At 40.6% G+C, this 23,972-nt stretch carries 37 protein-coding genes; all 37 read right to left on the bottom strand.

Features of this window, described 5'->3' with window-relative positions:
• Positions 1 to 85: 85 nt before the first annotated feature.
• Entirely contained in the window at positions 86 to 448 is a 363-nt protein-coding gene (rplQ, locus tag ABDZ63_RS14140; RefSeq protein WP_343784572.1) for a 50S ribosomal protein L17, read from the bottom strand.
• A 42-nt stretch (positions 449 to 490) separates the two neighbouring features.
• Positions 491 to 1,435 (bottom strand): DNA-directed RNA polymerase subunit alpha, encoded by a 945-nt coding sequence (locus ABDZ63_RS14135; protein WP_343784570.1) that lies wholly within the window; start codon positions 1,433 to 1,435, stop codon positions 491 to 493.
• Positions 1,436 to 1,606: 171 nt separating this feature from the next.
• Complete coding sequence (gene rpsK, locus ABDZ63_RS14130) at positions 1,607 to 2,008, bottom strand: 30S ribosomal protein S11 (RefSeq protein ID WP_343784568.1); 402 nt, start codon at positions 2,006 to 2,008, stop codon at positions 1,607 to 1,609.
• 25 nt (positions 2,009 to 2,033) lie between these two features.
• Positions 2,034 to 2,399 (bottom strand): 30S ribosomal protein S13, encoded by a 366-nt coding sequence (gene rpsM, locus ABDZ63_RS14125; protein ID WP_343784566.1) that lies wholly within the window; start codon positions 2,397 to 2,399, stop codon positions 2,034 to 2,036.
• A 24-nt stretch (positions 2,400 to 2,423) separates the two neighbouring features.
• The gene (rpmJ, locus tag ABDZ63_RS14120; RefSeq protein ID WP_343784564.1) at positions 2,424 to 2,537 is read right to left on the bottom strand and encodes a 50S ribosomal protein L36; all 114 of its coding nucleotides are present in this window, start codon (positions 2,535 to 2,537) and stop codon (positions 2,424 to 2,426) included.
• A 33-nt stretch (positions 2,538 to 2,570) separates the two neighbouring features.
• A complete protein-coding gene (infA, locus tag ABDZ63_RS14115; RefSeq protein ID WP_017185218.1) occupies positions 2,571 to 2,789 on the bottom strand; it encodes a translation initiation factor IF-1 in 219 nt (72 codons plus the stop codon).
• A 19-nt stretch (positions 2,790 to 2,808) separates the two neighbouring features.
• The gene (locus tag ABDZ63_RS14110) at positions 2,809 to 3,105 is read right to left on the bottom strand and encodes a KOW domain-containing RNA-binding protein (RefSeq protein ID WP_343784559.1); all 297 of its coding nucleotides are present in this window, start codon (positions 3,103 to 3,105) and stop codon (positions 2,809 to 2,811) included.
• Positions 3,106 to 3,121: 16 nt separating this feature from the next.
• A complete protein-coding gene (map, locus tag ABDZ63_RS14105) occupies positions 3,122 to 3,868 on the bottom strand; it encodes a type I methionyl aminopeptidase (RefSeq protein WP_343784557.1) in 747 nt (248 codons plus the stop codon).
• Entirely contained in the window at positions 3,865 to 4,518 is a 654-nt protein-coding gene (locus ABDZ63_RS14100) for an adenylate kinase (RefSeq protein ID WP_343784555.1), read from the bottom strand. The genes map and ABDZ63_RS14100 overlap by 4 nt, the downstream gene beginning before the upstream one ends.
• A 41-nt stretch (positions 4,519 to 4,559) precedes the next feature.
• Positions 4,560 to 5,852, bottom strand: coding sequence for a preprotein translocase subunit SecY (gene secY, locus ABDZ63_RS14095; protein ID WP_343784553.1), 1,293 nt, complete (start codon positions 5,850 to 5,852; stop codon positions 4,560 to 4,562).
• Positions 5,852 to 6,292 (bottom strand): 50S ribosomal protein L15, encoded by a 441-nt coding sequence (gene rplO, locus ABDZ63_RS14090; RefSeq protein WP_343784551.1) that lies wholly within the window; start codon positions 6,290 to 6,292, stop codon positions 5,852 to 5,854. The genes secY and rplO overlap by 1 nt, the downstream gene beginning before the upstream one ends.
• A gap of 34 nt (positions 6,293 to 6,326) precedes the next feature.
• Positions 6,327 to 6,509 carry a 50S ribosomal protein L30 gene (rpmD, locus tag ABDZ63_RS14085; protein ID WP_343784548.1) on the bottom strand — a complete coding sequence of 61 codons (183 nt, stop codon included), beginning with the start codon at positions 6,507 to 6,509 and terminating at the stop codon, positions 6,327 to 6,329.
• A gap of 12 nt (positions 6,510 to 6,521) precedes the next feature.
• Positions 6,522 to 7,025, bottom strand: a complete 504-nt coding sequence (gene rpsE, locus ABDZ63_RS14080; RefSeq protein ID WP_343784546.1) for a 30S ribosomal protein S5 — start codon at positions 7,023 to 7,025, stop codon at positions 6,522 to 6,524.
• 24 nt (positions 7,026 to 7,049) lie between these two features.
• The gene (rplR, locus tag ABDZ63_RS14075) at positions 7,050 to 7,412 is read right to left on the bottom strand and encodes a 50S ribosomal protein L18 (RefSeq protein ID WP_343784544.1); all 363 of its coding nucleotides are present in this window, start codon (positions 7,410 to 7,412) and stop codon (positions 7,050 to 7,052) included.
• 32 nt (positions 7,413 to 7,444) lie between these two features.
• Positions 7,445 to 7,981 carry a 50S ribosomal protein L6 gene (gene rplF, locus ABDZ63_RS14070; protein WP_343784542.1) on the bottom strand — a complete coding sequence of 179 codons (537 nt, stop codon included), beginning with the start codon at positions 7,979 to 7,981 and terminating at the stop codon, positions 7,445 to 7,447.
• Between the two features lie 31 nt (positions 7,982 to 8,012).
• Positions 8,013 to 8,411, bottom strand: coding sequence for a 30S ribosomal protein S8 (rpsH, locus tag ABDZ63_RS14065; protein WP_343784540.1), 399 nt, complete (start codon positions 8,409 to 8,411; stop codon positions 8,013 to 8,015).
• Between the two features lie 30 nt (positions 8,412 to 8,441).
• Positions 8,442 to 8,627 (bottom strand): type Z 30S ribosomal protein S14, encoded by a 186-nt coding sequence (locus ABDZ63_RS14060; protein ID WP_091773731.1) that lies wholly within the window; start codon positions 8,625 to 8,627, stop codon positions 8,442 to 8,444.
• Between the two features lie 25 nt (positions 8,628 to 8,652).
• Positions 8,653 to 9,192, bottom strand: a complete 540-nt coding sequence (rplE, locus tag ABDZ63_RS14055) for a 50S ribosomal protein L5 (RefSeq protein WP_343784535.1) — start codon at positions 9,190 to 9,192, stop codon at positions 8,653 to 8,655.
• Between the two features lie 26 nt (positions 9,193 to 9,218).
• Positions 9,219 to 9,530, bottom strand: coding sequence for a 50S ribosomal protein L24 (gene rplX / locus ABDZ63_RS14050; protein WP_343784533.1), 312 nt, complete (start codon positions 9,528 to 9,530; stop codon positions 9,219 to 9,221).
• A gap of 38 nt (positions 9,531 to 9,568) precedes the next feature.
• Entirely contained in the window at positions 9,569 to 9,937 is a 369-nt protein-coding gene (gene rplN / locus ABDZ63_RS14045) for a 50S ribosomal protein L14 (RefSeq protein WP_343784531.1), read from the bottom strand.
• A gap of 42 nt (positions 9,938 to 9,979) precedes the next feature.
• A complete protein-coding gene (gene rpsQ, locus ABDZ63_RS14040; RefSeq protein WP_343784529.1) occupies positions 9,980 to 10,243 on the bottom strand; it encodes a 30S ribosomal protein S17 in 264 nt (87 codons plus the stop codon).
• A 19-nt stretch (positions 10,244 to 10,262) separates the two neighbouring features.
• Positions 10,263 to 10,466 carry a 50S ribosomal protein L29 gene (gene rpmC, locus ABDZ63_RS14035; RefSeq protein WP_343784527.1) on the bottom strand — a complete coding sequence of 68 codons (204 nt, stop codon included), beginning with the start codon at positions 10,464 to 10,466 and terminating at the stop codon, positions 10,263 to 10,265.
• Positions 10,456 to 10,890 (bottom strand): 50S ribosomal protein L16, encoded by a 435-nt coding sequence (gene rplP, locus ABDZ63_RS14030; RefSeq protein WP_343784525.1) that lies wholly within the window; start codon positions 10,888 to 10,890, stop codon positions 10,456 to 10,458. The genes rpmC and rplP overlap by 11 nt, the downstream gene beginning before the upstream one ends.
• An 18-nt stretch (positions 10,891 to 10,908) precedes the next feature.
• Positions 10,909 to 11,550 carry a 30S ribosomal protein S3 gene (gene rpsC / locus ABDZ63_RS14025; protein WP_343784523.1) on the bottom strand — a complete coding sequence of 214 codons (642 nt, stop codon included), beginning with the start codon at positions 11,548 to 11,550 and terminating at the stop codon, positions 10,909 to 10,911.
• A 3-nt stretch (positions 11,551 to 11,553) separates the two neighbouring features.
• Positions 11,554 to 11,898, bottom strand: a complete 345-nt coding sequence (rplV, locus tag ABDZ63_RS14020) for a 50S ribosomal protein L22 (RefSeq protein WP_343784521.1) — start codon at positions 11,896 to 11,898, stop codon at positions 11,554 to 11,556.
• A gap of 19 nt (positions 11,899 to 11,917) precedes the next feature.
• Entirely contained in the window at positions 11,918 to 12,196 is a 279-nt protein-coding gene (rpsS, locus tag ABDZ63_RS14015) for a 30S ribosomal protein S19 (protein ID WP_343784519.1), read from the bottom strand.
• Between the two features lie 52 nt (positions 12,197 to 12,248).
• The gene (gene rplB, locus ABDZ63_RS14010; protein WP_343784517.1) at positions 12,249 to 13,079 is read right to left on the bottom strand and encodes a 50S ribosomal protein L2; all 831 of its coding nucleotides are present in this window, start codon (positions 13,077 to 13,079) and stop codon (positions 12,249 to 12,251) included.
• Between the two features lie 28 nt (positions 13,080 to 13,107).
• Complete coding sequence (gene rplW / locus ABDZ63_RS14005; protein WP_343784514.1) at positions 13,108 to 13,398, bottom strand: 50S ribosomal protein L23; 291 nt, start codon at positions 13,396 to 13,398, stop codon at positions 13,108 to 13,110.
• Complete coding sequence (gene rplD, locus ABDZ63_RS14000; protein WP_343784512.1) at positions 13,398 to 14,021, bottom strand: 50S ribosomal protein L4; 624 nt, start codon at positions 14,019 to 14,021, stop codon at positions 13,398 to 13,400. The genes rplW and rplD overlap by 1 nt, the downstream gene beginning before the upstream one ends.
• A gap of 28 nt (positions 14,022 to 14,049) precedes the next feature.
• The gene (rplC, locus tag ABDZ63_RS13995; protein ID WP_343784510.1) at positions 14,050 to 14,676 is read right to left on the bottom strand and encodes a 50S ribosomal protein L3; all 627 of its coding nucleotides are present in this window, start codon (positions 14,674 to 14,676) and stop codon (positions 14,050 to 14,052) included.
• 21 nt (positions 14,677 to 14,697) lie between these two features.
• Positions 14,698 to 15,006, bottom strand: coding sequence for a 30S ribosomal protein S10 (rpsJ, locus tag ABDZ63_RS13990; protein WP_343784508.1), 309 nt, complete (start codon positions 15,004 to 15,006; stop codon positions 14,698 to 14,700).
• Positions 15,007 to 15,437: 431 nt separating this feature from the next.
• Positions 15,438 to 16,628, bottom strand: coding sequence for an elongation factor Tu (gene tuf, locus ABDZ63_RS13985; protein WP_343784506.1), 1,191 nt, complete (start codon positions 16,626 to 16,628; stop codon positions 15,438 to 15,440).
• A 123-nt stretch (positions 16,629 to 16,751) separates the two neighbouring features.
• Positions 16,752 to 18,830: an elongation factor G gene (gene fusA, locus ABDZ63_RS13980; RefSeq protein WP_343784504.1), complete on the bottom strand. Its 2,079-nt coding sequence runs from the start codon at positions 18,828 to 18,830 to the stop codon at positions 16,752 to 16,754.
• Positions 18,831 to 18,871: 41 nt separating this feature from the next.
• The gene (rpsG, locus tag ABDZ63_RS13975; protein WP_343784502.1) at positions 18,872 to 19,342 is read right to left on the bottom strand and encodes a 30S ribosomal protein S7; all 471 of its coding nucleotides are present in this window, start codon (positions 19,340 to 19,342) and stop codon (positions 18,872 to 18,874) included.
• A 37-nt stretch (positions 19,343 to 19,379) separates the two neighbouring features.
• The gene (gene rpsL / locus ABDZ63_RS13970) at positions 19,380 to 19,793 is read right to left on the bottom strand and encodes a 30S ribosomal protein S12 (RefSeq protein WP_343784500.1); all 414 of its coding nucleotides are present in this window, start codon (positions 19,791 to 19,793) and stop codon (positions 19,380 to 19,382) included.
• A gap of 95 nt (positions 19,794 to 19,888) precedes the next feature.
• Entirely contained in the window at positions 19,889 to 20,140 is a 252-nt protein-coding gene (locus ABDZ63_RS13965) for a ribosomal L7Ae/L30e/S12e/Gadd45 family protein (protein WP_343784498.1), read from the bottom strand.
• Between the two features lie 197 nt (positions 20,141 to 20,337).
• Entirely contained in the window at positions 20,338 to 23,952 is a 3,615-nt protein-coding gene (rpoC, locus tag ABDZ63_RS13960) for a DNA-directed RNA polymerase subunit beta' (RefSeq protein ID WP_343784496.1), read from the bottom strand.
• Positions 23,953 to 23,972: the final 20 nt, after the last annotated feature.

Here is a 23,972-nt window from a genome sequence, read left to right as displayed (position 1 = left end):
CAACAAATATTGTAGAGCCATAAAAAAAAGGGTTCAGTTCTCATTCACATGAGATCTGAACACCTTTCTTTCTTCAATCATTCAATTAGTCAACTAATTCAATAATCACTGTTTTTGCTCCGTCACCTTTACGCTCACCTAGTTTAAGGATACGAGTGTATCCACCTTGGCGCTCTTCAAAACGTGGAGCAATGTCAGAGAATAGTTTTTGTAAAGCGTTTGTACCTTCTTCGTCCGCTTCTACTTTACGTAGGAAGGACTCAGCCTGCCTCTTAGCGTGAAGGTCTCCACGTTTACCTAATGTAATCATTTTTTCAACAACTGGACGTAGCTCTTTCGCTTTAGCTTCTGTCGTTTCAATGCGCTCATGAACGATTAAGTCAGTTGCTAAGTTACGTAATAGAGCCACGCGTTGATCAGTCGTACGACCTAATTTCGCTTTTGCCATTCTCAAAACCTCCTTTGTTTAGGAATTCACTGTGATGCTATATTAATCGTCTTTACGTAAGCCTAAGTTAAGGGCATCAAGCTTGTGTTTTACTTCATCAAGAGATTTACGTCCTAAGTTACGCACTTTCATCATGTCTTCTTCAGATTTCTGTGTTAGTTCTTGTACTGTATTAATACCCGCACGTTTTAAACAATTGTAAGAGCGAACAGAAAGGTCTAACTCCTCAATAGTCATTTCTAACACTTTTTCTTTTTGGTCTTCTTCTTTTTCAACCATAATCTCCGCATTTTGCGCTTCATCAGTTAAGCCAACAAATACATTTAAGTGCTCTGTGAACACTTTAGCACCTAGAGAAATTGCTTCTTCTGGACGGATGCTCCCATCAGTCCATACATCTAATGTAAGCTTATCGAAATTTGCCACTTGACCAACACGAGTATTCTCAACTTGGTACGTTACACGCTCAACTGGTGTGAAGATTGAATCGACTGGAATAACACCGATTGGTTGCTCATCACTTTTGTTTTCTTCAGCAGGGCGATAGCCTCTACCCTTCTCAGCGAAAATTTTCATGTTAAGCTTACCTTTACCAGTGATGGTTGCAATCTTTAAATCAGGGTTTAACACTTCGACATCACTATCATGTTGAATGTCTGCCGCTGTGACTTCTCCTTCTCCTTGAACATCTAGTTCTAGCGTTTTAGGATCATCAGAGTAAATCTTTAAAGCTAACTTTTTAAGATTTAAGATAATCATTGTCACATCTTCTTCAACATAATCTAATGTCGTAAACTCATGCAACGCGCCTTCAATTTGAACAGATGTTACTGCTGCTCCTGGAAGGGAGGATAATAGGATACGACGCAAGGAGTTACCCATTGTTGTACCATATCCACGCTCTAATGGTTCAATAACAAATTTACCGAACTTAGCATTTTCATTAACTTCAACCGTTTCAACTTTCGGTTTTTCAATTTCAATCATTCACAAAACCCTCCTTCAAAACGTCGAAACAACGATGGTTCCATACATCGATATTCCAAAAACGGGTGGGTTCCACGTCTATAACGCGGAACAACCCCCCTATAACCGTGCAAAGCTTTTTAAAGCCATCATATCCCATTATAGACGGGATGACAAATTATATACTTCCAATTAAACACGACGACGTTTTGGTGGGCGGCAACCATTGTGAGGTACCGGTGTAACATCTACGATTGCAGTAATCTCTAGGCCTGCAGCTTGTAATGAACGAATCGCTGCTTCACGACCTGCACCTGGGCCTTTTACAGCCACTTCAATAGTTTTCATGCCGTTTTCTTGAGCTGATTTCGCCGCTACCTCTGAAGCCATCTGCGCTGCAAATGGAGTAGACTTACGAGAACCTTTAAAGCCTAAAGATCCAGCACTGCTCCAAGCAATCGCATTACCGTTATCATCTGTGATTGTCACAATCGTATTGTTAAATGTTGAACGAATGTGAGCAACACCAGATTCTATATTCTTTTTCACACGACGCTTTCTACGTGTAGTAGTTTTATTACCCTTACGAGCCATGACTAGCATACCTCCTTTGTTTTAGTTATTTTTTCTTATTCGCTACTGTACGACGTGGGCCTTTACGTGTGCGAGAATTGTTCTTTGTCTTCTGACCACGAGTTGGTAGACCACGACGATGACGGATTCCACGATAAGAGCCGATCTCGATTAAACGCTTAATATTTAGTGAAGTTTCACGGCGAAGGTCACCTTCTACCGTATACTGATCCATCTCTTTACGGATGTTTGATAGTTCTTCTTCAGTTAAGTCACGTACACGAGTTGTCTCAGCAACACCAGAAGCTTCTAGTACTTGACGAGCTGTTGTATGACTTACACCGAAAATATACGTTAATGAGATTACAACACGCTTATCACGTGGAATATCTACACCTGCAATACGAGCCATGAGTGCATTGCACCTCCTTCAAAATTATCCTTGTTTTTGTTTGTGTTTAGGATTTTCGCAAATCACCATTACTTTACCCTTACGGCGGATAACTTTACATTTTTCACACATAGGTTTTACTGACGCTCTTACCTTCATTTTCCTACCTCCTTTAAGATCGGAGTCTTCTCGTTATTTATAACGATATGTGATTCGACCTCTTGATAAATCATAAGGTGACATCTCAACCGTAACTTTATCTCCAGGCAAAATACGGATAAAGTGCATACGAATTTTGCCCGATACGTGTGCAAGGATTTCGTGTCCATTTTCTAGCTCTACTTTAAACATTGCGTTAGGTAGAGTTTCAAGAACCGTTCCTTCCATTTCAATTACATCGTCTTTCGCCATCGAGAGAATCTCCCTTCTTCTAACCTGTCATCATATCGTTGACAAATTTTGATATTGCGAAGCGAAGTTTACCATTTGTTACTCGACCTGTTTCTTCTAAGCTGCGTTTGACTTCAGGAGAAACAAAATCGATCATTTCAACATGATGAAGGTTTTTGCGCTTTGGTCGATCGAACTTCCGCTTTTCACCATCTGCTAGCTTAACAAACTTTCGATCATCAATTCCAATAATAATAAAGTATTGTTCTGATTCACGACCACGTTTTATTCTCACTAACTGCCCGAGCTTAGGACAACTCGAATCACCTTCGTTCAACCGTCATCACCTTCACTTAAGCTTTCGTTAAAATCTCATAACCATCATCTGTTACAGCGATTGTATGCTCAAAGTGAGCGCAATACTTGTGATCTGCTGTAACCACTGTCCAATCATCATCTAACGTTCGAACATAACGTTCGCCAAGATTAACCATTGGCTCAATAGCTAAGACCATTCCTTTTTTCAAACGTGGTCCTTTGTTAGGTGGACCGAAGTTTGAGATGTGTGGGTCTTCATGAATGCTTTGGCCAATTCCATGACCGCCATATTCTTGAACAATCGTATAACCATAGGGTTCTACATAACTTTGAATAGCATGTGAAATATCAGTTAAACGATTATGAGGTTTAATTTGTTCTAAACCTTTAAATAAAGATTCCTCAGTCACATCAAGCAAATTTTGAGTTTGTTCATCAATCTCGCCAACTGCATAAGTCCATGCTGAATCACCATGATAACCACTATAATTAGCACCGATATCGATACTAATAATGTCGCCATCTTTTAGCTTGCGATCGCTTGGAATACCGTGTACGAGCTCTTCATTTACTGAGACGCAAATGCTACCACGAAAACCGTATAATCCTTTGAATGAGGGTGTTGCATCGTGACTGCGAATGAACTCCTCAGCAATCTCATCAAGTTCATTAGTCGTTACACCAGGTTTAATGTGTTTAGCTAACTCTTGGTGAGTTAGAGCAACAATCTTCCCAGCTTGACGCATGATTTCAATTTCCCGTGGTGTTTTACGAATGATCATTTAGCTAAGCCTCCGATTTTCTCATCGATTTGTTCAAACACATCATCGATATGCTTATCACCGTTAACATCAACAAGATAACCTTTATCGCCATAATAATCTAACAATGGTTTAGTTTGTTCCATATTTACATTTAGACGATTTTTAACAGTTTCAGGTTGATCGTCCTCACGTTGCATTAATGTCGCACCGTCAACGTCACATTTCCCATCTTGTTTAGGAGGGTTGAATTCCACGTGGAAAGTAGCACCACATTCTGGACAGATGCGACGACCTGTTAGACGATCGACTAACTTTTCTTCTGGTACTTGAACATGTAATACATAATCAAGCTTCGTGTTTAATTCACTTAATAGTTTTTCTAGAGCTTCTGCTTGCGCTACCGTTCTAGGAAAACCATCTAATAAAAAGCCTTTCTCACAATCAGGCTTACTTAAACGTTCTTTAACAATACCAATTGTGACTTCATCAGGGACTAAATCCCCTTGATCCATGTAAGACTTTGCTTCTTTTCCTAGTGGCGTTCCTTCTTTGATCGCAGAACGGAACATATCTCCAGTTGAGATATGAGGGATACTATATTTTTCTACGATTTTTTCTGCTTGAGTACCTTTACCAGCACCAGGCAGTCCCATCAATATTAGATTCATATCTTTCCCCTCGCTCTCGTTAATTCCGTAACATCGGAGCATTATTTAATAAAGCCACGATAGTGACGCTTTACTAATTGACTTTCTAGCTGCTTCATTGTATTTAGCGCTACACCTACAACGATTAGTAGACTTGTTCCACCAATTTGAACGGCTGCTGGAAGGTTTGCAATACTACCTAAAATGATCGGGAAGATTGCAACGACAGCTAAGAACAATGCCCCAACGAACGTTAAGCGGTACATAACACGTGTTAAATACGTCTCTGTATTTTTACCAGGACGAATTCCTGGAACATAACCGCCTTGTTTCTGTAGGTTTTCTGCCATTTGCTCAGGATTAACTTGAACAAATGTGTAGAAATACGTAAACGCAATGATTAAAGCAAAGTAGATCACCATTCCAACTGGCTCTGTGTAATCAAACACCCAAGCCATTGTTTGTGCGAATTCGTTACCTTCAAAGAATCCTGAAATTGTCTGAGGTGCAATGATAAACGAAATAGCAAATATGATTGGAATAACTCCCGCTGCATTTACCTTTAATGGTAAGTGAGTTGACTGCCCTCCAACTGGAGAACGGTTAACTGTTCTCTTTGCATACTGAATTGGAATCTTACGTAGAGCTTGTTGGATGAAAATAACACCAACGATCACAGCTATAACGACTAATAAAATGATTCCTAAAACAGCTAAGTTAATGAATAACTGGTCACCAGCACCTGAGATATATTGCTCATAAAGCTGGTTAACACCATTTGGTATTCCTGCAACGATACCAGCAAAGATTAAGATTGAAATTCCATTACCTACGCCAAATTCAGTGATTTGCTCACCTAGCCACATTAAGAATGTCGTACCACCCGTTAGTACAACTGCAATAGTTAAGTACGTAATTGGTGTTGGATTTGCAATTAATGTCCCATCAGTTAAATGGTTAAATCCGACTGACATTCCGATTGCTTGAATGAATGCTAAAATCACTGTGAAATAACGTGTGAATTGCGCTAGCTTACGACGGCCCATTTCACCTTGTTTACGCCATTCAGTAAACTTAGGTACAACGTCCATTTGTAATAGCTGCATAATAATCGCAGCTGTGATGTATGGGAATACGCCCATCGCAAAAACAGAGAACTGACTTAAAGCGCCTCCTCCGAATGTGTCAATAAACCCAAAGGCGTTAACTTCATTCATCATTGTCAGAGCTTCATTATCAGCAAATGGAACTGGAATGAAAGTACCAAGTCTAAATACGATTAGTATAGCAAGGGTGAAAATGATCTTCTGTCTAATGTCAGCTACGCGAAATAGATTGGAAAATGTGCGGAACATTAAATCACCTCAGTTTGACCGCCTGCCGCTTCAATAGCTTCTTTCGCAGAAGCAGAGAACTTATCAGCTTTAACAGTCAATTTTTTATCTAGGCTACCATTACCTAGTACTTTAACTCCTGCTTTTATCTTGCTGATTGAACCAGATTCTAATAATAGTTCTGGTGTTACTTCAGTTCCTTCTTCAAAACGATTTAGTGTATCCAAGTTCACAATCGTATAATCTTTTCGGTTAATGTTCGTGAAACCGCGCTTTGGTAGGCGTTGGTATAAAGGCATTTGACCGCCTTCGAAACCAGGACGTACATTACCGCCTGAACGTGCTTTTTGTCCTTTATGACCACGACCTGAAGTTTTACCGTTACCTGTAGCCATTCCACGACCTACACGATTACGTTTCTTACGAGAGCCTTCAGCTCTTTTCAACTCATGAAGTTTCATTCGTCTGGCACCTCCTCTTTACGAAAATCGTCACTTACGCTTCTTTTACTTCAACTAAGTGGGATACTTTATTGATCATACCACGAATAGCCTCTGTATCGTTATGAACGACTGATTGACTGATTTTATTTAAACCTAACGCTTTGACTGTGTCACGTTGGTCTTGCTTGCGACCAATAACACTACGTGTGAGGGTGATTTCTAATTTATTAGCCATGTATATCCCTCCTTATCCTAACAGTTCTTCAACTGATTTACCGCGTAATTTTGCTACATCTTCAGCTGACTTAAGTTCACTTAAACCTTGAATTGTAGCACGCACCATGTTGATTGGTGTGTTTGAACCTAGTGATTTAGATAGGATGTCATGAACACCTGCTAGTTCTAACACCGCACGTACTGGGCCACCTGCGATTACTCCAGTACCTTCTTGAGCTGGTTTTAATAAAATGTTACCAGCACCAAACTGACCATGAATTTCATGTGGAATTGTAGTATTTACGATTGGTACTTGAATTAAATTCTTCTTACCGTCCTCAATAGCTTTACGGATCGCTTCTGGTACCTCATGTGCTTTACCAGTACCGAAACCAACATGACCATTCTTGTCACCAACAACAACTAATGCTGTGAAGCGGAAACGGCGACCACCCTTCACAACTTTTGATACACGATTAACTGTAACTACACGCTCTTCTATATCAAGCTTGCTTGGATCGATTTTTGTACGCATGCCTTTCCCTCCTTTGTGTCTTAATTAAAATTCTAAACCTGCTTCGCGAGCAGCTTCAGCTAGAGCTTCTACACGACCATGGTATAAGTAACCACCACGATCAAAGACAACTGATTTATAACCTTTTTCTGTAGCACGCTTTGCAACTAGTTCACCGACTTGCTTTGCAGCCTCAACGCTTCCTGTTGACTCACCGTTAAATTCTTTATCAACTGTTGAAGCACTAGCGACAGTTTGACTAGCAAGATCATCGATCAATTGTGCATAAATGTGTTTATTTGAACGGTATACATTCAAGCGAGGACGCTCTGAAGTACCGGTTAAATTACGACGAACACGGCCATGACGCTTTTTACGAACAGCGTTCTTATCTTGCTTCGTAATCATCTAGGTCACTCCTTTCTGTCTTTTAACGGAAATTATTTAGCAGTTTTACCTTCTTTTGTACGGACACGTTCACCTTCATAACGAATACCTTTACCTTTGTAAGGCTCTGGTGTACGAATTGAACGGATATTTGCTGCAACCGCACCAACTAGTTCCTTATCAATGCCCTTAACAAGGATACGTGTGTTTGATGGGCACTCAATTTCAATACCTTCGACTGATTCGATTTCAACTGGGTGAGAGTAACCAGCGTTAACAACTAGCTTTTCACCTTGCAATTGCGCACGGTAACCGACTCCTTGGATTTCTAAAGCTTTTTCAAAACCTTTAGAAACGCCTTCGATCATATTCGCAATGTTACTACGAGTTGTACCGTGAATTGAACGGTGTTTTTTGTTTTCGCTTGGACGCTCAACAGTTAAAACATTATCGTCAATGTTAACTTTCATATCTTCATGAATTTGGCGTGATAGTTCACCTTTAGAGCCTTTAACAGTCACTAAAGTACCATCTACGTTAATTTCTACATCGTTTGGAATTTCTACTGGTTTTAGACCTACACGAGACATTCCTTTACACCTCCTGACTGTTCAATAGTGATTACCAAACGTAAGCTAGCACTTCGCCGCCTACTGCTTGTTGACGAGCTTCTTTATCCGTTAAAACACCTTTGGAAGTTGATATAACAGCGATTCCTAGGCCGTTTAACACACGTGGTAGCTCTTCAGCTTTTGCATACACACGTAGACCTGGTTTACTGATCTTTTTAATTCCTGTAATAACGCGCTCGTTATTAGCACCGTATTTTAGGAAAAGACGTAAAACGCCTTGTTTATTATCTTCAATAAATTCGTAGTCACGGATGAAACCTTCAGTCTTTAAGATTTCAACGACTTCCTTTTTCAGTTTAGAAGCAGGTACTTCTAACTGTTCATGACGTACCATGTTTGCATTACGAATTCTTGTTAATAGATCTGCAATTGGATCTGTCATTGCCATTTTCTCATTACCTCCTTCCCTGCTATGGGCTTACCAGCTTGCTTTTTTAACGCCTGGAATTTGACCTTCGTATGCTAATTCACGGAAACAAATTCGGCATAGTTTAAATTTACGAATGACCGAATGTGGGCGTCCACAACGTTCACAACGAGTGTATTCACGTACTTTAAACTTCTGTTTACGTTTTTGCTTAGCGATCATTGATTTTTTAGCCACAATTTTCCCTCCTTTAAGGTCAAGGTTACTGTCTGAAAGGCATTCCGAACTGAGTTAATAATTCACGTGATTCTTCATCCGTATCAGCAGTTGTAACAATTACGATATCCATACCGCGTACTTTGTTTACTTTATCGTAATCAATCTCCGGGAAAATCAATTGCTCTTTAACACCTAATGTGTAGTTACCACGGCCATCAAACGCTTTGCTTGAAATTCCGCGGAAGTCACGTACACGTGGTAAAGAAACTGCGATTAACTTCTGGAAAAACTCGTACATACGCTCACCACGCAGAGTTACTTTAGCTCCAATTGGGTTTCCTTCACGTAAACGGAAGCCCGCGATTGATTTTTTCGCCTTTGTAATCATTGGCTTTTGACCGGAAATTAACTCTAATTCTTCAACAGCGTTATCTAACGCTTTTGAGTTTTGAACAGCATCACCAACACCCATGTTGACAACGATCTTTTCAAGCTTTGGTGCTTGCATTACTGAATCATACTCGAACTTTTCCATTAAACTTGGAACAACTTCTTCTTTGTACTGTTTTTTTAGTGCGTTCATCAAGTAGACCTCCTTTCATCACAAAACTATTTATCTAAAGGTTCACCAGATTTCTTAGCTATGCGAACTTTTTTACCATCACGAACTTCATGACCAACACGAGTTGGTTCATTTGTATTAGGATCAATAGGCATCACGTTAGAAACATGAATTGGCGCTTCTTGGTTCAGAATTCCACCTTGTGGATTTTCTTGAGAAGGCTGAGTGTGCTTTTTCATGTAGTTAACACCTTCAACCACAATGCGTTCCTTCTTAGGAAAAGCTTCTAGAACTGTGCCTTCTTTTCCTTTGTCTTTACCGGAAATTACTTTAACTTTATCGCCTTTTTTTACATGCATGAATCGTGCACCTCCTTAACAAGGCTCTTTTTTCTCTATTATAAAACTTCTGGAGCTAGGGAAACGATCTTCATAAACTTGTTTTCACGTAGTTCACGGGCAACAGGTCCGAAGATACGAGTTCCGCGAGGGCTTTTGTCTTCACGTACAATTACTGCCGCATTTTCATCAAATCGGATGTATGAACCATCTTTACGACGAACACCGCTCTTTGAACGTACAATAACCGCTCTTACGACTTCACCTTTTTTAACAACGCCGCCTGGTGTTGCTTGTTTCACCGAACAAACGATGATATCACCAATGTTAGCTGTTTTACGTCCAGAACCACCTAGTACTTTGATCGTTTGAACTTCACGAGCACCAGAGTTATCAGCAACTTTTAAACGACTTTCTTCTTGAATCATACAATTGCAACCTCCCTTCGGAAACATTCCGAGCGAACTATATTAAATAACTACAGCTTCTTCTACGATTTCAACTAAACGGAAACGTTTGCTAGCTGATAATGGACGAGTTTCCATAATGCGTACAACGTCGCCTTTTTTCGCTTGATTGTTTTCATCATGAGCTTTGAACTTCTTAGAATATTTAACACGTTTACCATATAGTGGGTGGAATTTATACGTTTCAACTAAAACAGTAATTGTTTTATCCATTTTATCTGAAACAACACGACCACTGTATGATTTACGAGAATTACGATCAGCCATTGAGGTAACCTCCTCTCAATTATCGATTATTAGCGCCGAGTTCTCTTTCACGAACAACTGTCTTCATACGTGCAATTGCTTTGCGTACTTCACGGATACGAACAGTGTTTTCTAGCTGTCCTGTAGCAAGTTGGAAACGTAGGTTAAACAGTTCTTCTTTAAGTGATTTGACCTTTTGTTCGATTTCGGCAGTGGTTAGTTCTCTAATTTCGTTAGCCTTCATTGCTATCACCACCAATTTCTTCACGTTTTACGAACTTCGTTTTTATTGGAAGTTTGTGAGATGCAAGACGTAATGCTTCACGAGCAACCTCTTCACTTACACCTGCTACTTCAAACATAACTTTTCCTGGTTTTACTACAGCTACCCATCCTTCTGGAGCACCTTTACCGGAACCCATACGAACTTCTAGTGGCTTAGCTGTTTTTGGCTTATCTGGGAAGATTTTGATCCAGACTTTACCGCCACGTTTCATATAACGAGTCATTGCAATACGAGCAGCCTCAATTTGACGGCTTGTGATCCATTCACCTTCTAGTGCTTGTAAGCCGAATTCACCGAATGATACTTCTGTTCCACCTTTCGCCTTACCTTTAAGGCTAGTGCGGTGTTGCTTACGATATTTAACGCGTTTAGGCATTAACATATTGCTGATCCCCCTTCCTTATTTATCAGTTTTAGTTGGAAGGACTTCACCACGGTAGATCCACACTTTAACACCAAGCTTACCGTAAGTTGTGTTAGCTTCTGCAGTACCATAGTCAATGTCTGCACGAAGTGTGTGAAGTGGCACAGTTCCTTCATTGTAATTTTCAGCACGTGCAATGTCTGCTCCGCCTAAACGTCCAGAAACTTGTGTTTTAACACCTTTAGCACCTGAGCGCATAGCACGTTGGATTGCTTGCTTCTGTACACGACGGAAAGATACACGATTTTCTAATTGTCGAGCAATATTATCAGCAACTAATGTTGCATCCAATTCTGGTTTCTTAACTTCTACAATATTGATGTGAACACGTTTTCCAGTTAAATGGTTTAATTGGTTACGAAGGTTTTCAACTTCCGAACCACCTTTACCAATTACCATGCCTGGCTTAGCAGTGTGAACTGAAATGTTAACACGGTTTGCTGCGCGCTCAATATCAATTTGAGAAACCGCAGAGTCTTTTAAGCGACCCTGAATATATTCACGAATTTTAATATCCTCATGTAAAAGGTCAGCGTATTCATTCTCAGCGTACCATTTTGATTCCCAGTCACGGATTACGCCTACGCGAAGACCTTTAGGGTTAATTTTTTGACCCACTACTTATCCCTCCTTCTTTTCTGATACCACGACTGTAATGTGGCTTGTGCGCTTGTTAATTGCGCTTGCACGACCTTGCGCACGTGGGCGGAATCTCTTAAGAGTCACACCTTCATTTACATATGCTTCAGTAACAACTAGGTTATCTATATCCAATTCATAGTTGTGCTCTGCATTTGCTACAGCAGAGTTTAAAACTTTTTCAATGTGTGGTGATGCTGCACGGTTTGTGTGCTTTAGTAATGCGAGAGCTTCGCCTACGTCTTTTCCTCGAATTAAATCGATAACTAAACGAGCTTTACGAGGAGCGATACGAACCGTCTTAGCTACAGCTTTGGCTTGTTGCATCATGCAAACCTCCTCTCATCTAGCGTTTTGTTTTCTTATCGTCACCAGAGTGACCTTTAAACGTACGAGTTGGTGCAAACTCTCCTAGTTTGTGGCCAACCATATCTTCAGTTACATATACAGGTACATGTTTACGACCGTCATATACGGCAATCGTGTGTCCTACGAACTGTGGAAAGATTGTAGAACGGCGAGACCAAGTTTTAATCACTTGTTTACCGTCAGTTTCGTTTAACTTCTCGACTTTCTTCATCAGATGATCATCCGCGAAAGGTCCTTTTTTCAAACTACGACCCATTAATAAACCTCCCTTCCGAGTTTAAGCAACTTGTTTTTGTTGCTTATCACCATTACTTCTTACGACGACGTACAATATATTTGTCAGAGTTCTTGTTACGCTTACGAGTCTTATATCCAAGTGTAGGTTTGCCCCATGGTGTTACAGGAGAAGGCATTCCGATAGGTGCGCGTCCTTCACCACCACCGTGTGGGTGATCACTTGGGTTCATAACAGAACCACGTACTGTTGGACGGATACCTTTCCAACGACTACGACCTGCTTTACCTACTTTAACAAGTTCATGCTCGTTATTACCTACTTGGCCGATTGTCGCACGGCAAGTTGATAGAATCCTACGTGTTTCACCTGAAGATAGACGCACTAATACGTACTTCTCTTCACGTCCAAGCACTTGCGCTTGAGAACCTGCAGAACGTACTAGCTGTCCACCACGACCTGGCTTTAGTTCGATATTGTGAACTGTAGTACCTACTGGAATATTTTTAAGTGGTAATGCATGACCTAATTGGATATCTGCATTTTCACCTGACATTACTTTTTGGTCTACTTTTAGACCTTTTGGTGCAAGGATATAGCGTTTCTCACCGTCAGCGTAATGTACTAACGCGATGTTAGCAGAACGGTTAGGGTCGTACTCAATAGTAGCAACGCGCCCTGGTATACCATCTTTGTTACGCTTGAAATCGATGATACGATATTTACGCTTGTGGCCTCCACCTTGATGACGAACTGTTAATCTCCCTTGGTTATTACGACCTGCACGTTTTTTGATAGGTGCAAGCAGGGTTTTTTCCGGCGTAGACGTTGTAATTTCATCATTAGTTAATGTTGTCATGAAACGACGTCCATTTGTAGTTGGTTTATACTTCTTGATCGCCATCTTTTTTCCCTCCTTTTAATAGTTTTTATTATACAGTTTCAAAGAAGTCTAGTTCTTCACTGTCTTCAGTAAGTTGAACAATAGCTTTCTTACGGTCTGGACGATATCCACCGTAACGACCCATTCTTCTAAACTTACCTTTTAAGTTTAGAGTGTTAACTTTTTCTACTTTTACGTTGAAGATTTCTTCTACAGCTTTTTTGATTTCAGTCTTATTAGCTTTTGGTGAAACTTCAAACGTGTACTTCTTCTCAGCCATTAAATCCGCAGAGTGTTCTGTAATAATTGGGCGCTTAATGATATCTCTTGGTTCTTTCATTATGCAAGCACCTCCCCTGCTTGATCAGCTGCTTCTTTAGTAATTAGCAGCGTGTCATGCTTCACTAAATCTAATACGTTAATATCATCAACTGTTAATACTTCAACACCTTGAATGTTGTTAGCAGAACGCTCAACATTTTCGTTAGTGCCAGCAGTCACGATTAACGTCTTACCTTCTAAATTGAAGTTGTTTAACATTGTAACGATTTCTTTTGTTTTTGGTGCTTCGATGTTTAATTCATCAAGCACATAGATGTCTTCAGTTTTCACTTTTGAAGCTAGTGCTGAAACTAAAGCTAAACGACGAACTTTTTTAGGTAGCTTGTAACTATAGCTACGAGGTGTTGGGCCAAATACTGTTCCACCACCAACCCACTGAGGTGAGCGGATTGATCCTTGACGTGCACGGCCAGTACCTTTTTGGCGCCACGGCTTACGTCCACCACCACTAACTTCTGAGCGACCTTTAACTTTATGAGATCCTTGACGCTTACTAGATTGTTGCATAACAACTGCATCTTGTAAGACATTTTCATTAGGCTCAATTCCAAACACGCTTTCTCTAAGTTCAGCGTCTCCTACTTGAGAACCTGCTTGGTTGTATAGTGCTACTTTAGGCATGACATATCCTCCCTTCGTTAGTTAATTGTTACGCCTTAACTGCACTTGAAACTTTTACGTAAGATTTTTTTGCGCCTGGTACATTACCTTTTATAAGGATTAAGTTGTTTTCAGCGTCTACTTTAACCACTTCAAGGTTTTGGATTGTGACAGTCTCGCCACCCATTTGACCAGGGCCTTTCATACCTTTGAATACACGCATTGGGTCAATTACACCCATCGCACCTGGGGCACGGTGGAAATTGGAACCATGAGTTTCAGGTCCACGGCTTTGATTGTGCCTCTTGATTGCACCTTGGAAACCTTTACCTTTTGAAGTTCCTGTTACATCTACCATTTGTCCAGGTTCAAACATATCAACGCTTAACTCTTGACCTACTTCATATTCGTCAAGGTTTGCGTCACGGACTTCGCGAACGAAGCGCTTAGGTTCAGCTTCTGCTTTCTCAGCATGACCTTTTTCTGCTTTGTTTGTGTTGTTTGGTTTTTGATTTGCAAAACCAATCTGTACTGCTTCATACCCATCGTTTTCTACTGTCTTTTTCTGAAGAACAGTATTACCTTCAGCTTGAACGACTGTTACCGGGATTAACTCTCCATTTTCAGAGAAAAGTTGAGTCATACCGACTTTTCGTCCTAAGATTCCTTGCGCCATCCGTTACACCTCCTAAAAAATTTATAATTTAATTTCGATATCTACGCCAGATGGTAAATCTAAACGCATTAATGAATCCACTGTTTGTGGAGTCGGGCTCAAGATATCAATCAAACGCTTGTGTGTACGCATCTCGAACTGTTCACGAGCATCTTTGTACTTATGTGTTGCACGTAAGACTGTATAAACAGAGCGCTCAGTTGGCAATGGGATTGGACCAGAAACCTCTGCTCCAGCACGCTTTGCCGTTTCTACGATCTTTTCAGCCGATTGATCTAAAATTTTGTGATCATAAGCTTTTAATCTGATACGAATCTTTTCGTTTGCCATTACTTTCCCTCCTTTATCGCCTATCTTTTCAACAGACATTCTCCGCGGAAATTTCCCCACACCTTGCCATGGCAAAGGGGCCGGGTGTGTCAGCAACCTTCCACTTCATCGCCTTGTTAGGGCTGCAACATTACTCATTATATATAAATCTCTCTTTTATTTCAAGGGAAATCGCTATATTTCATTTGCAGCCACTCAAATATTATACAAACCTAGACGATAAATTTCAAGTCCTAAGATAATATTCAGAAAAATAGCGCCTGTAAGTTCAAAAAATAGAGTTGTCTTGACGTTTTCAATAGCGTATCTCTTTTAATAGGATAGCAACTTATCATTTATTCCAAAAAGATAACACCTGATGGAGTAAAGGGATCAATTAAAAAACTACCGAGGTCAGTTACCACGGTAGTTTTTTATAATACGTTGTTTAATTACTTAACGATTGTAGCAACTACGCCAGCGCCTACTGTACGGCCACCTTCGCGAATTGAGAATTTAGTACCTTCTTCAATTGCGATTGGAGCAATAAGATCAACGTCCATTTCTACGTTATCACCAGGCATTACCATCTCTACACCTTCTGGTAGTTGGATTACACCAGTAACGTCCGTTGTACGGAAGTAGAATTGTGGGCGGTAGTTAGTGAAAAATGGAGTGTGACGTCCACCTTCTTCTTTTGATAGTACATAAACTTCAGCTTTGAACTGAGTGTGTGGCGTGATTGTGCCAGGCTTAGCTAGAACTTGCCCACGGCTGATATCCTCACGAGATACACCACGTAGTAGTGCACCAATGTTGTCACCAGCTTCAGCGTAGTCTAGTAGCTTACGGAACATTTCAACACCAGTTACAGTAGTCTTACCTGTCTCTTCAGCCATACCAATAACGTCTACTTCATCACCAACTGATACTTGGCCACGCTCTACACGACCAGTAGCAACTGTACCACGACCAGTGATTGAGAATACGTCCTCAACTGGCATCATGAATGGCTTGTCAGTGTCACGGTCTGGGTTTGGAATGTACTCATCAACAGCTTCCATTAATTCAACAATTGCGTTTTCATATTGCTCTTGACCTTCGATTGCCATTAAAGCAGAACCTTTAACAACTGGGATGTCATCACCAGGGAAGTCGTATTCACCTAGTAGGTCACGTACTTCCATTTCTACTAATTCTAATAGCTCTTCGTCATCTACCATGTCGCACTTGTTTAGGAATACAACAATTGCTGGTACACCAACCTGACGAGAAAGTAGGATGTGCTCACGAGTCTGTGGCATCGGGCCGTCAGCTGCAGATACAACTAGAATCGCACCGTCCATTTGCGCCGCACCAGTGATCATGTTTTTAACATAGTCAGCGTGACCTGGGCAGTCAACGTGTGCATAGTGACGGTTGTCAGTTTCATACTCAACGTGCGCAGTTGAGATTGTGATTCCACGCTCTTTCTCTTCAGGAGCACCATCGATCTGGTCATAAGCCATAGCTTCACCTGAACCAGATTTTTTGTTTAATACTGTAGTGATTGCTGCAGTTAAAGTAGTTTTTCCGTGGTCAACGTGTCCAATAGTCCCAATATTAACATGGGGCTTGGAACGATCAAATTTTTCTTTTGACATTTATATTTCCTCCTTAAAAAAATTGTTTTAATGTATTTATATTGTTAGGTTATCTTTCGAGGTTTAACCCCGAAAGATAACTACTTACAATACCTTTATACGAAAATTAAGTTAAAAAATCAATTATTGGCCACTATTTTTCTTAATAATTTCTTCTGAAATTGATTTAGGAACTTCTTCGTAGTGGCTGAAGTGCATTGTGTAAGTTCCACGACCTTGCGTGTTTGAACGAAGTGCTGTTGCATAACCAAACATCTCTGAAAGTGGAACGAATGCATCTACAACTGATGCGTTACCGCGTGCGCCCATACCTTCTACGCGTCCACGGCGTGATGTAACATCACCCATGATATCACCCATATACTCTTCAGGGACAACAATTTCTACTTTCATCATTGGTTCAAGAAGAACTGGTTGACATTTATTCTTAGCTTCTTTAAGTGCCATAGATGCAGCTACTTTGAACGCTGTTTCGTTTGAGTCTACATCGTGGTATGAACCGTCATAAAGTGTCGCTTTAACATCGATTAATGGATATCCGGCAAGCACACCATTTTCCATCGTTTCTTTAATCCCTTGCCCTACAGCTGGGATATATTCACGTGGTACAACACCACCAACAATTTTATCGATGAATTCATAGCCTGCGCCTTCTTCATTTGGTTCGAATTCAATCCAAACGTGACCGTATTGACCACGACCACCAGACTGACGTACGAATTTACCTTCAACTTGAGCTGAAGCACGGAAAGTTTCACGATAAGCAACTTGTGGAGCACCAACGTTAGCTTCTACTTTAAACTCACGCTTTAGACGGTCTACGATAATGTCTAGGTGAAGCTCACCCATACCATGAATGATCGTTTGACCTGTCTCTTCGTTTGTTTCAGTTTGGAATGTTGGATCTTCTTCAGCAAGTTTACCTAAAGCAATACCCATTTTATCTTGGTCCGCTTTTGACTTCGGTTCAATCGCAACAGCGATAACTGGGTCAGGGAATTCCATTGACTCTAAAATAACATTGTCCTTCTCTGCACAAAGTGTATCGCCTGTACCTGTATCTTTAAGACCCACACCCGCTGCAATATCACCTGAATATACAGCACTAACTTCTTCTCGGTGGTTTGCATGCATTTGTAGGATACGACCGACACGCTCGCGCTTGTCTTTCGTAGAGTTCTTCACATATGAACCACTCTCTAAAATACCTGAGTACACTCGGAAGAATGTGATTTTACCGACAAATGGATCTGTTGCAACTTTAAATGCAAGCGCTGAAAAAGGCTCCTTGTCATCTGGATTACGGATAACCTTTTCATCTGTACCAGCTACATGACCTTCAATTGCTGGTACATCTAGTGGAGAAGGCAAGTAATCAATAACTGCATTTAGAAGTAATTGAACACCTTTATTCTTAAACGCAGACCCCACTAGTACTGGGTAGAATTCAACATCACATGTTGCACGACGAATCGCTTTTTTCAATTCATCTGTTGTGAACTCTTCTCCCTCTAGGTATTTCTCCATTAAATCTTCATCTAATTCAGCTATAGCCTCTACTAGACGAGTACGATACTCTTCAGCTTGATCTTTGTACTCATCCGGGATTTCTCCAGATGTAATCTTGTTACCTAAATCATCTCCGTAGAAATAAGCTTTCATTTCTACTAAATCAATAATTCCATTAAAGTCATCTTCAGCACCGATTGGTAACTGAATTGGGTGCGCATTAGCACCTAGACGATCTTCAAGAGTACTTACAGAATATAGGTAATCTGCACCCATTTTATCCATTTTGTTAATGAAAACAACACGTGGAACTCCGTAAGTAGTAGCTTGTCGCCAAACCGTTTCTGTTTGTGGTTCAACTCCTGACTGAGCGTCAAGTAAGGCTACAGATCCGTCTAGTACACGCAAGGAACGCTCAACCTCTACAGTGAAGTCTACGTGTCCTGGTGTATCGATAATATTAATACGATGGTCATTCCACTGGGCTGTAGTAGCAGCAGATGTGATAGTAATACCACGCTCTTGCTCTTGGTCCATCCAGTCCATTTGGGAAGCACCTTCGTGAGTTTCTCCCAGCTTATGAATACGACCTGTGTAAAATAAGATACGTTCAGTAGCTGTTGTTTTACCAGCATCGATGTGAGCCATAATGCCGATATTACGATACTTGTCTAAGGAGAACTCTCTTGGCATAATAATTTCTCCTTCCTGTATTTGAATTTAAATTAGATTGATTACCAACGATAGTGAGCGAATGCTTTGTTCGCTTCTGCCATCTTGTGCATTTCTTCACGGCGTCTCACCGCTGCACCTGTATTATTTGCAGCATCTAGAACTTCATTAGCAAGACGTTCTTCCATTGTCTTCTCACCACGAAGCCTTGCATAGTTTACGATAAAACGTAGACCTAATGCTTGACGACGCTCAGGGCGAACTTCAACTGGTACTTGGTAGTTAGAACCACCAACACGTCTAGCACGAACTTCAAGTACTGGCATAACGTTTTTCATCGCCTCTTCAAATACATCCATAGGGTTTTGACCGCTACGCTCTTGTACTAGATCAAATGCGCTATATAGAATCTTTTGTGCAGTTCCCTTTTTACCATCAACCATAATTTGGTTGATTAAACGAGTAACTAGCTTTGAGTTGTGAATTGGATCTGGTAGTACATCTCTTTTTGGTACTGCTCCTTTACGTGGCATGGGTTATCCTCCCTTCACTTGTTGTTTTAAATAACGTTTATTTTTTTGGTCGCTTTGCACCGTACTTAGAACGACCTTGCATACGACCTTCAACACCTGCAGTGTCTAATGCACCACGAACGATATGGTAACGCACACCTGGTAAGTCCTTAACACGTCCACCGCGAATTAGTACAACACTGTGCTCTTGTAGGTTGTGACCAATACCCGGGATATATGCTGTAACCTCAATTTGGTTTGATAAACGTACACGGGCATATTTACGAAGTGCTGAGTTTGGCTTCTTCGGTGTCATTGTTGCAACACGTGTACATACTCCACGCTTTTGAGGTGCAGGGTTATCTGTCTGGCGTTTTCTTTGAGAGTCATAACCTTTGTTTAACGCTGGAGCGTCTGAACCTGCTTTTTTAGATTTACGACCTTTACGTACAAGTTGGTTAATTGTAGGCATTTGATTTTCCTCCTTTCAATCTTTTGTAATCCCACACATCCAGGTGGTTCATAAATTGGCAAAAAAGAAACATTATATGCTATTCACATATAAAGTTATTTAGTGATTGCCACTGTCGCTGCGCCAACATCGATTCCAGTCGCTTGACCTAATTCTTTCATAGAATCAACTTCATAAACTGGAACGTTTTGTTGTTCAGCTTGTTTAACGATTTTATCTGTTACATGTCGCTCTGCATCAGTTGCAATAACGACTTCTAGCACTTCACCATTTTTAATGGATTTTAGCACTTGCTTTGCTCCAATTCTCAACTGCTTTTGTGCCTGTGCTACTTTTTCATAAGACATCTTTTCATCCTCCAAAGTAACAAGGTTAAATGAAGCACCTTTGATATATTATCACTGAGACAAATTTATGTCAACGAATATTGTAATAAAATAATTTGAGCTTTTATTTTGTTCATCGGTGCAATCAACTTGTTTTTGTTTTGATCTAAAGTATGAAGTGGTTTGAGCACCGCCACGTATGACAGTGCTCTCCACTCTTATATTTCAGTCGTAACCTCTTCTGCCTCTTTTACTTCTTCAACTTCTGGTTCGTCTTTAACTGGTTGTAAATTGCGGTAACGATTTAGACCCGTTCCTGCTGGGACTAACTTACCGATAATAACGTTCTCTTTTAGACCCATCAACTCATCATACTTACCTTTAATCGCAGCATCTGTTAAGACACGTGTTGTCTCCTGGAATGATGCAGCAGATAAGAATGAATCCGTTTCAAGTGACGCTTTCGTAATACCTAAGATGATTGGTTTCGCAACAGCTGGTTGACCACCTTGAACTAGCACGTCATGGTTCGCCTCTTTAAACTGCTGGAAGTCCATCAATGAACCTGGAAGCAGTTCTGTATCGCCAGCTTCAATCACACGTACTTTACGTAACATCTGTCTTACCATAACTTCAACGTGCTTATCACTGATTTCAACACCTTGCATACGGTAAACTTTTTGTACTTCTTTTAATAAGTACTCCTGGACACCTTGTAATCCTTGAACATTTATTAGTTCTTTCGGGTCAATAGAACCTTCAACTAATGGCTGGCCTGGGGTTACTTGGTCTCCTTCTTGTACTTTCATTCGCGCGTTATATAAAGCTGTGTAAGTCCTTGGCTCAACATCACCTTGGATAACAATTTCTTTCTTATCCTTAAATTCATTGATTTCTTTAACTGTACCATGGATTTCACTGATTGATGCTTGACCTTTAGGGTTACGAGCTTCGAATACCTCTTGAATACGCGGTAAACCTTGTGTAATGTCATCTCCTGCTACACCACCTGTGTGGAATGTACGCATTGTCAGCTGTGTACCTGGTTCACCAATTGATTGCGCTGCAATAATACCAACTGCTTCACCAACATCCACTTGGTCACCTGTAGCCATATTACGACCATAACACTTCTTACAAGCACCATGATGCGTGTTACAAGTGAATACTGAACGAATAACAACTTCTTCTACACCTGATTCAACGATATCTTTAGCAATATCTTCTGTAATCAGTTCATTACGTTGAATTAATACTTCTTCTTTATCTGGATGCTTAACTGACTTAAATGCTGTACGACCAACTAAACGATCGTATAACGGAACAATGATTTCATTACCTTCACGTAACGTTTCAACTGTCATACCACGATCTGTTCCGCAATCCTCTTCACGAATAATGACATCTTGTGCAACATCAACTAGACGACGGGTTAGATAACCTGAGTCAGCTGTCTTAAGCGCTGTATCGGCTAGACCTTTACGCGCACCGTGAGTCGAAATGAAGTATTCTAATACTGTTAAACCTTCACGGAAGCTTGATTTAATTGGTAGTTCAATGATTTTACCAGACGGGTTAGCCATTAAACCACGCATACCTGCAAGCTGCGTAAAGTTAGATGCGTTACCACGCGCACCAGAGTCACTCATCATGTAGATTGGGTTAAGGGTATCTAAAGATAACATCAGTTTATCTTGGATTTCATCTTTAGCCTCAGTCCAAATGGCGATTACGCGGTCATAACGTTCACTTTCAGTAATTAAACCTCTACGGAATTGTTTAGTCACTTTGTCAACTTTTGATTGCGCTTCATCTAGTACGCGTTCTTTATCACCTAATACAACGATGTCAGATACACCAATTGTTATACCAGCTTTCGTCGAATACTTGAAACCTAAGTCTTTCATACGATCAAGCATCTTAGATGTCTCTGAAAGCTTATAATACTTAAAGACTTCTGAGATAATATCGCCTAATATACCTTTTTTAAATGGCGCTACTAACTCACGAGATTGATACACCTCTTTTAAGTCTTCTGTAGGGTCAACAAAATATAGATCTGGTGTTTCAATTTCTAAGTTAGATGATGTCGGTTCATTTATATAAGGGAACGAACTAGGTAAAATCTCGTTGAAGATCAATTTACCAACGGTTGTTAGTAAGACCTTTTTGTTTTGTTCTTCTGTGAACCTAGGATTTTGTAACGAGCTAGCTTGCACACCAACTCGGCTGTGTAAATGTACATAACCATTTTCATAAGCAGTTAACGCTTCAGCAGGCGTTGAGAATAGTCTGCCTTCACCAAGTGCCCCTTGACGTTCTAACGTTAAGTAGTAGTTACCTAATACCATATCCTGCGACGGCGTAACAACTGGCTTACCGTCTTTAGGGTTCAAAATGTTTTGAGCTGCTAACATTAGTACACGAGCTTCTGATTGAGCTTCTGGTGATAATGGAACGTGCACAGCCATTTGGTCACCATCAAAGTCTGCGTTATATGCTGTACACACTAATGGGTGAAGACGAATAGCACGACCTTCCACTAACACAGGCTCAAACGACTGAATACCAAGACGGTGCAGTGTTGGTGCACGGTTTAATAGCACTGGGTGCTCCTTAATAACGTCTTCTAATACATCCCAAATTTCTGGGCGTAAACGCTCAATATTACGTTTAGCTGATTTAATATTGTGCGCTAATCCACGCTCAACTAACTCGCGCATAACAAATGGCTTAAATAGTTCAATGGCCATTTCTTTTGGCAGACCACACTGATACATCTTCAAGTTAGGTCCTACTACAATTACAGAACGACCAGAATAATCAACACGTTTACCAAGTAGGTTTTGGCGGAAACGACCTTGCTTACCTTTTAACATGTGAGATAAAGATTTTAATGGGCGGTTTCCTGGTCCAGTAACCGGTCGACCACGACGTCCATTATCAATTAGTGCGTCTACTGACTCTTGTAGCATACGTTTTTCGTTCTGAACGATAATCGTTGGCGCACCTAAATCAAGTAAACGTTTCAGTCGATTGTTACGGTTAATCACACGACGGTATAAATCGTTTAAGTCAGAAGTTGCAAAACGCCCACCATCTAGTTGAACCATCGGCCTTAATTCTGGTGGAATAATAGGTAACACATCAAGAATCATCCAAGCTGGGTCGTTACCAGAGTGACGGAATGATTCTAATACCTCTAAACGTTTAATCGCACGAGTACGACGCTGACCTTGGGCTGTTTTTAACTCTTCTTTTAGATCAGCAACTTCCCCTTCTAAATCGACATCTTGTAATAACTTACGAATTGCTTCTGCGCCCATTTGTGCTTTGAAAGATTTACCGTACTTATCATAATAGGCACGGTATTCTTTTTCAGATAATAATTGCTTTTTCTCTAACGGCGTATCACCTGGCTCTGTTACGATATAAGCCGCAAAATAAATTACTTCTTCTAATGCGCGAGGTGATAGGTCAAGCACTAACCCCATACGACTTGGAATACCTTTAAAATACCAGATGTGAGAAATTGGGGCAGCTAATTCAATGTGCCCCATACGCTCACGGCGAACTTTCGCTTTAGTTACCTCAACACCACAACGATCACAAACAATACCTTTATAGCGTACACGTTTGTATTTACCGCAATGGCACTCCCAGTCTTTTGTTGGTCCAAAAATTCTCTCACAGAAAAGTCCATCTTTTTCTGGTTTTAGCGTACGGTAGTTAATAGTCTCAGGCTTTTTAACTTCACCATACGACCACGCACGAATCTTCTCCGATGCCGCTAAGCCAATTTTCATATATTCAAATCTATTTACATCGATCAAGGAGCCTACCTCCCTTATTT

The sequence above is a fragment of the Alkalibacillus silvisoli genome (genome assembly GCF_039521975.1).
GTDB classification, from domain to species: domain Bacteria; phylum Bacillota; class Bacilli; order Bacillales; family Alkalibacillaceae; genus Alkalibacillus; species Alkalibacillus silvisoli.
The sequence above is the reverse complement of the archived record's forward strand: the minus strand, read 5'-3'. Positions and strand labels throughout refer to the sequence as shown.

What these genes read in the sequence shown, in the direction of transcription:
- rplQ (WP_343784572.1), bottom strand. Translation starts at nt 448, where the DNA reads ATGGCAAAAGCGAAATTAGGTCGTACGACTGATCAACGCGTGGCTCTA.
- ABDZ63_RS14135 (WP_343784570.1), bottom strand. Translation starts at nt 1,435, where the DNA reads ATGATTGAAATTGAAAAACCGAAAGTTGAAACGGTTGAAGTTAATGAA.
- rpsK (WP_343784568.1), bottom strand. Translation starts at nt 2,008, where the DNA reads ATGGCTCGTAAGGGTAATAAAACTACTACACGTAGAAAGCGTCGTGTG.
- rpsM (WP_343784566.1), bottom strand. Translation starts at nt 2,399, where the DNA reads ATGGCTCGTATTGCAGGTGTAGATATTCCACGTGATAAGCGTGTTGTA.
- rpmJ (WP_343784564.1), bottom strand. Translation starts at nt 2,537, where the DNA reads ATGAAGGTAAGAGCGTCAGTAAAACCTATGTGTGAAAAATGTAAAGTT.
- infA (WP_017185218.1), bottom strand. Translation starts at nt 2,789, where the DNA reads ATGGCGAAAGACGATGTAATTGAAATGGAAGGAACGGTTCTTGAAACT.
- map (WP_343784557.1), bottom strand. Translation starts at nt 3,868, where the DNA reads ATGATCATTCGTAAAACACCACGGGAAATTGAAATCATGCGTCAAGCT.
- ABDZ63_RS14100 (WP_343784555.1), bottom strand. Translation starts at nt 4,518, where the DNA reads ATGAATCTAATATTGATGGGACTGCCTGGTGCTGGTAAAGGTACTCAA.
- secY (WP_343784553.1), bottom strand. Translation starts at nt 5,852, where the DNA reads ATGTTCCGCACATTTTCCAATCTATTTCGCGTAGCTGACATTAGACAG.
- rplO (WP_343784551.1), bottom strand. Translation starts at nt 6,292, where the DNA reads ATGAAACTTCATGAGTTGAAAAGAGCTGAAGGCTCTCGTAAGAAACGT.
- rpmD (WP_343784548.1), bottom strand. Translation starts at nt 6,509, where the DNA reads ATGGCTAATAAATTAGAAATCACCCTCACACGTAGTGTTATTGGTCGC.
- rpsE (WP_343784546.1), bottom strand. Translation starts at nt 7,025, where the DNA reads ATGCGTACAAAAATCGATCCAAGCAAGCTTGATATAGAAGAGCGTGTA.
- rplR (WP_343784544.1), bottom strand. Translation starts at nt 7,412, where the DNA reads ATGATTACGAAGCAAGATAAGAACGCTGTTCGTAAAAAGCGTCATGGC.
- rplF (WP_343784542.1), bottom strand. Translation starts at nt 7,981, where the DNA reads ATGTCTCGTGTAGGTCTAAAACCAGTAGAAATTCCAAACGATGTAGAA.
- rpsH (WP_343784540.1), bottom strand. Translation starts at nt 8,411, where the DNA reads ATGGCAATGACAGATCCAATTGCAGATCTATTAACAAGAATTCGTAAT.
- rplE (WP_343784535.1), bottom strand. Translation starts at nt 9,192, where the DNA reads ATGAACGCACTAAAAAAACAGTACAAAGAAGAAGTTGTTCCAAGTTTA.
- rplX (WP_343784533.1), bottom strand. Translation starts at nt 9,530, where the DNA reads ATGCATGTAAAAAAAGGCGATAAAGTTAAAGTAATTTCCGGTAAAGAC.
- rplN (WP_343784531.1), bottom strand. Translation starts at nt 9,937, where the DNA reads ATGATTCAAGAAGAAAGTCGTTTAAAAGTTGCTGATAACTCTGGTGCT.
- rpsQ (WP_343784529.1), bottom strand. Translation starts at nt 10,243, where the DNA reads ATGGCTGATCGTAATTCTCGTAAATCATACAGTGGTCGTGTTGTTTCA.
- rpmC (WP_343784527.1), bottom strand. Translation starts at nt 10,466, where the DNA reads ATGAAGGCTAACGAAATTAGAGAACTAACCACTGCCGAAATCGAACAA.
- rplP (WP_343784525.1), bottom strand. Translation starts at nt 10,890, where the DNA reads ATGTTAATGCCTAAACGCGTTAAATATCGTAAGCAACACCGCACTAGC.
- rplV (WP_343784521.1), bottom strand. Translation starts at nt 11,898, where the DNA reads ATGCAACAAGCCAAAGCTGTAGCTAAGACGGTTCGTATCGCTCCTCGT.
- rpsS (WP_343784519.1), bottom strand. Translation starts at nt 12,196, where the DNA reads ATGGGTCGTAGTTTGAAAAAAGGACCTTTCGCGGATGATCATCTGATG.
- rplB (WP_343784517.1), bottom strand. Translation starts at nt 13,079, where the DNA reads ATGGCGATCAAGAAGTATAAACCAACTACAAATGGACGTCGTTTCATG.
- rplW (WP_343784514.1), bottom strand. Translation starts at nt 13,398, where the DNA reads ATGAAAGAACCAAGAGATATCATTAAGCGCCCAATTATTACAGAACAC.
- rplD (WP_343784512.1), bottom strand. Translation starts at nt 14,021, where the DNA reads ATGCCTAAAGTAGCACTATACAACCAAGCAGGTTCTCAAGTAGGAGAC.
- rplC (WP_343784510.1), bottom strand. Translation starts at nt 14,676, where the DNA reads ATGGCGCAAGGAATCTTAGGACGAAAAGTCGGTATGACTCAACTTTTC.
- rpsJ (WP_343784508.1), bottom strand. Translation starts at nt 15,006, where the DNA reads ATGGCAAACGAAAAGATTCGTATCAGATTAAAAGCTTATGATCACAAA.
- tuf (WP_343784506.1), bottom strand. Translation starts at nt 16,628, where the DNA reads ATGTCAAAAGAAAAATTTGATCGTTCCAAGCCCCATGTTAATATTGGG.
- fusA (WP_343784504.1), bottom strand. Translation starts at nt 18,830, where the DNA reads ATGCCAAGAGAGTTCTCCTTAGACAAGTATCGTAATATCGGCATTATG.
- rpsG (WP_343784502.1), bottom strand. Translation starts at nt 19,342, where the DNA reads ATGCCACGTAAAGGAGCAGTACCAAAAAGAGATGTACTACCAGATCCA.
- rpsL (WP_343784500.1), bottom strand. Translation starts at nt 19,793, where the DNA reads ATGCCTACAATTAACCAACTTGTACGTAAAGGTCGTAAATCTAAAAAA.
- ABDZ63_RS13965 (WP_343784498.1), bottom strand. Translation starts at nt 20,140, where the DNA reads ATGTCTTATGAAAAAGTAGCACAGGCACAAAAGCAGTTGAGAATTGGA.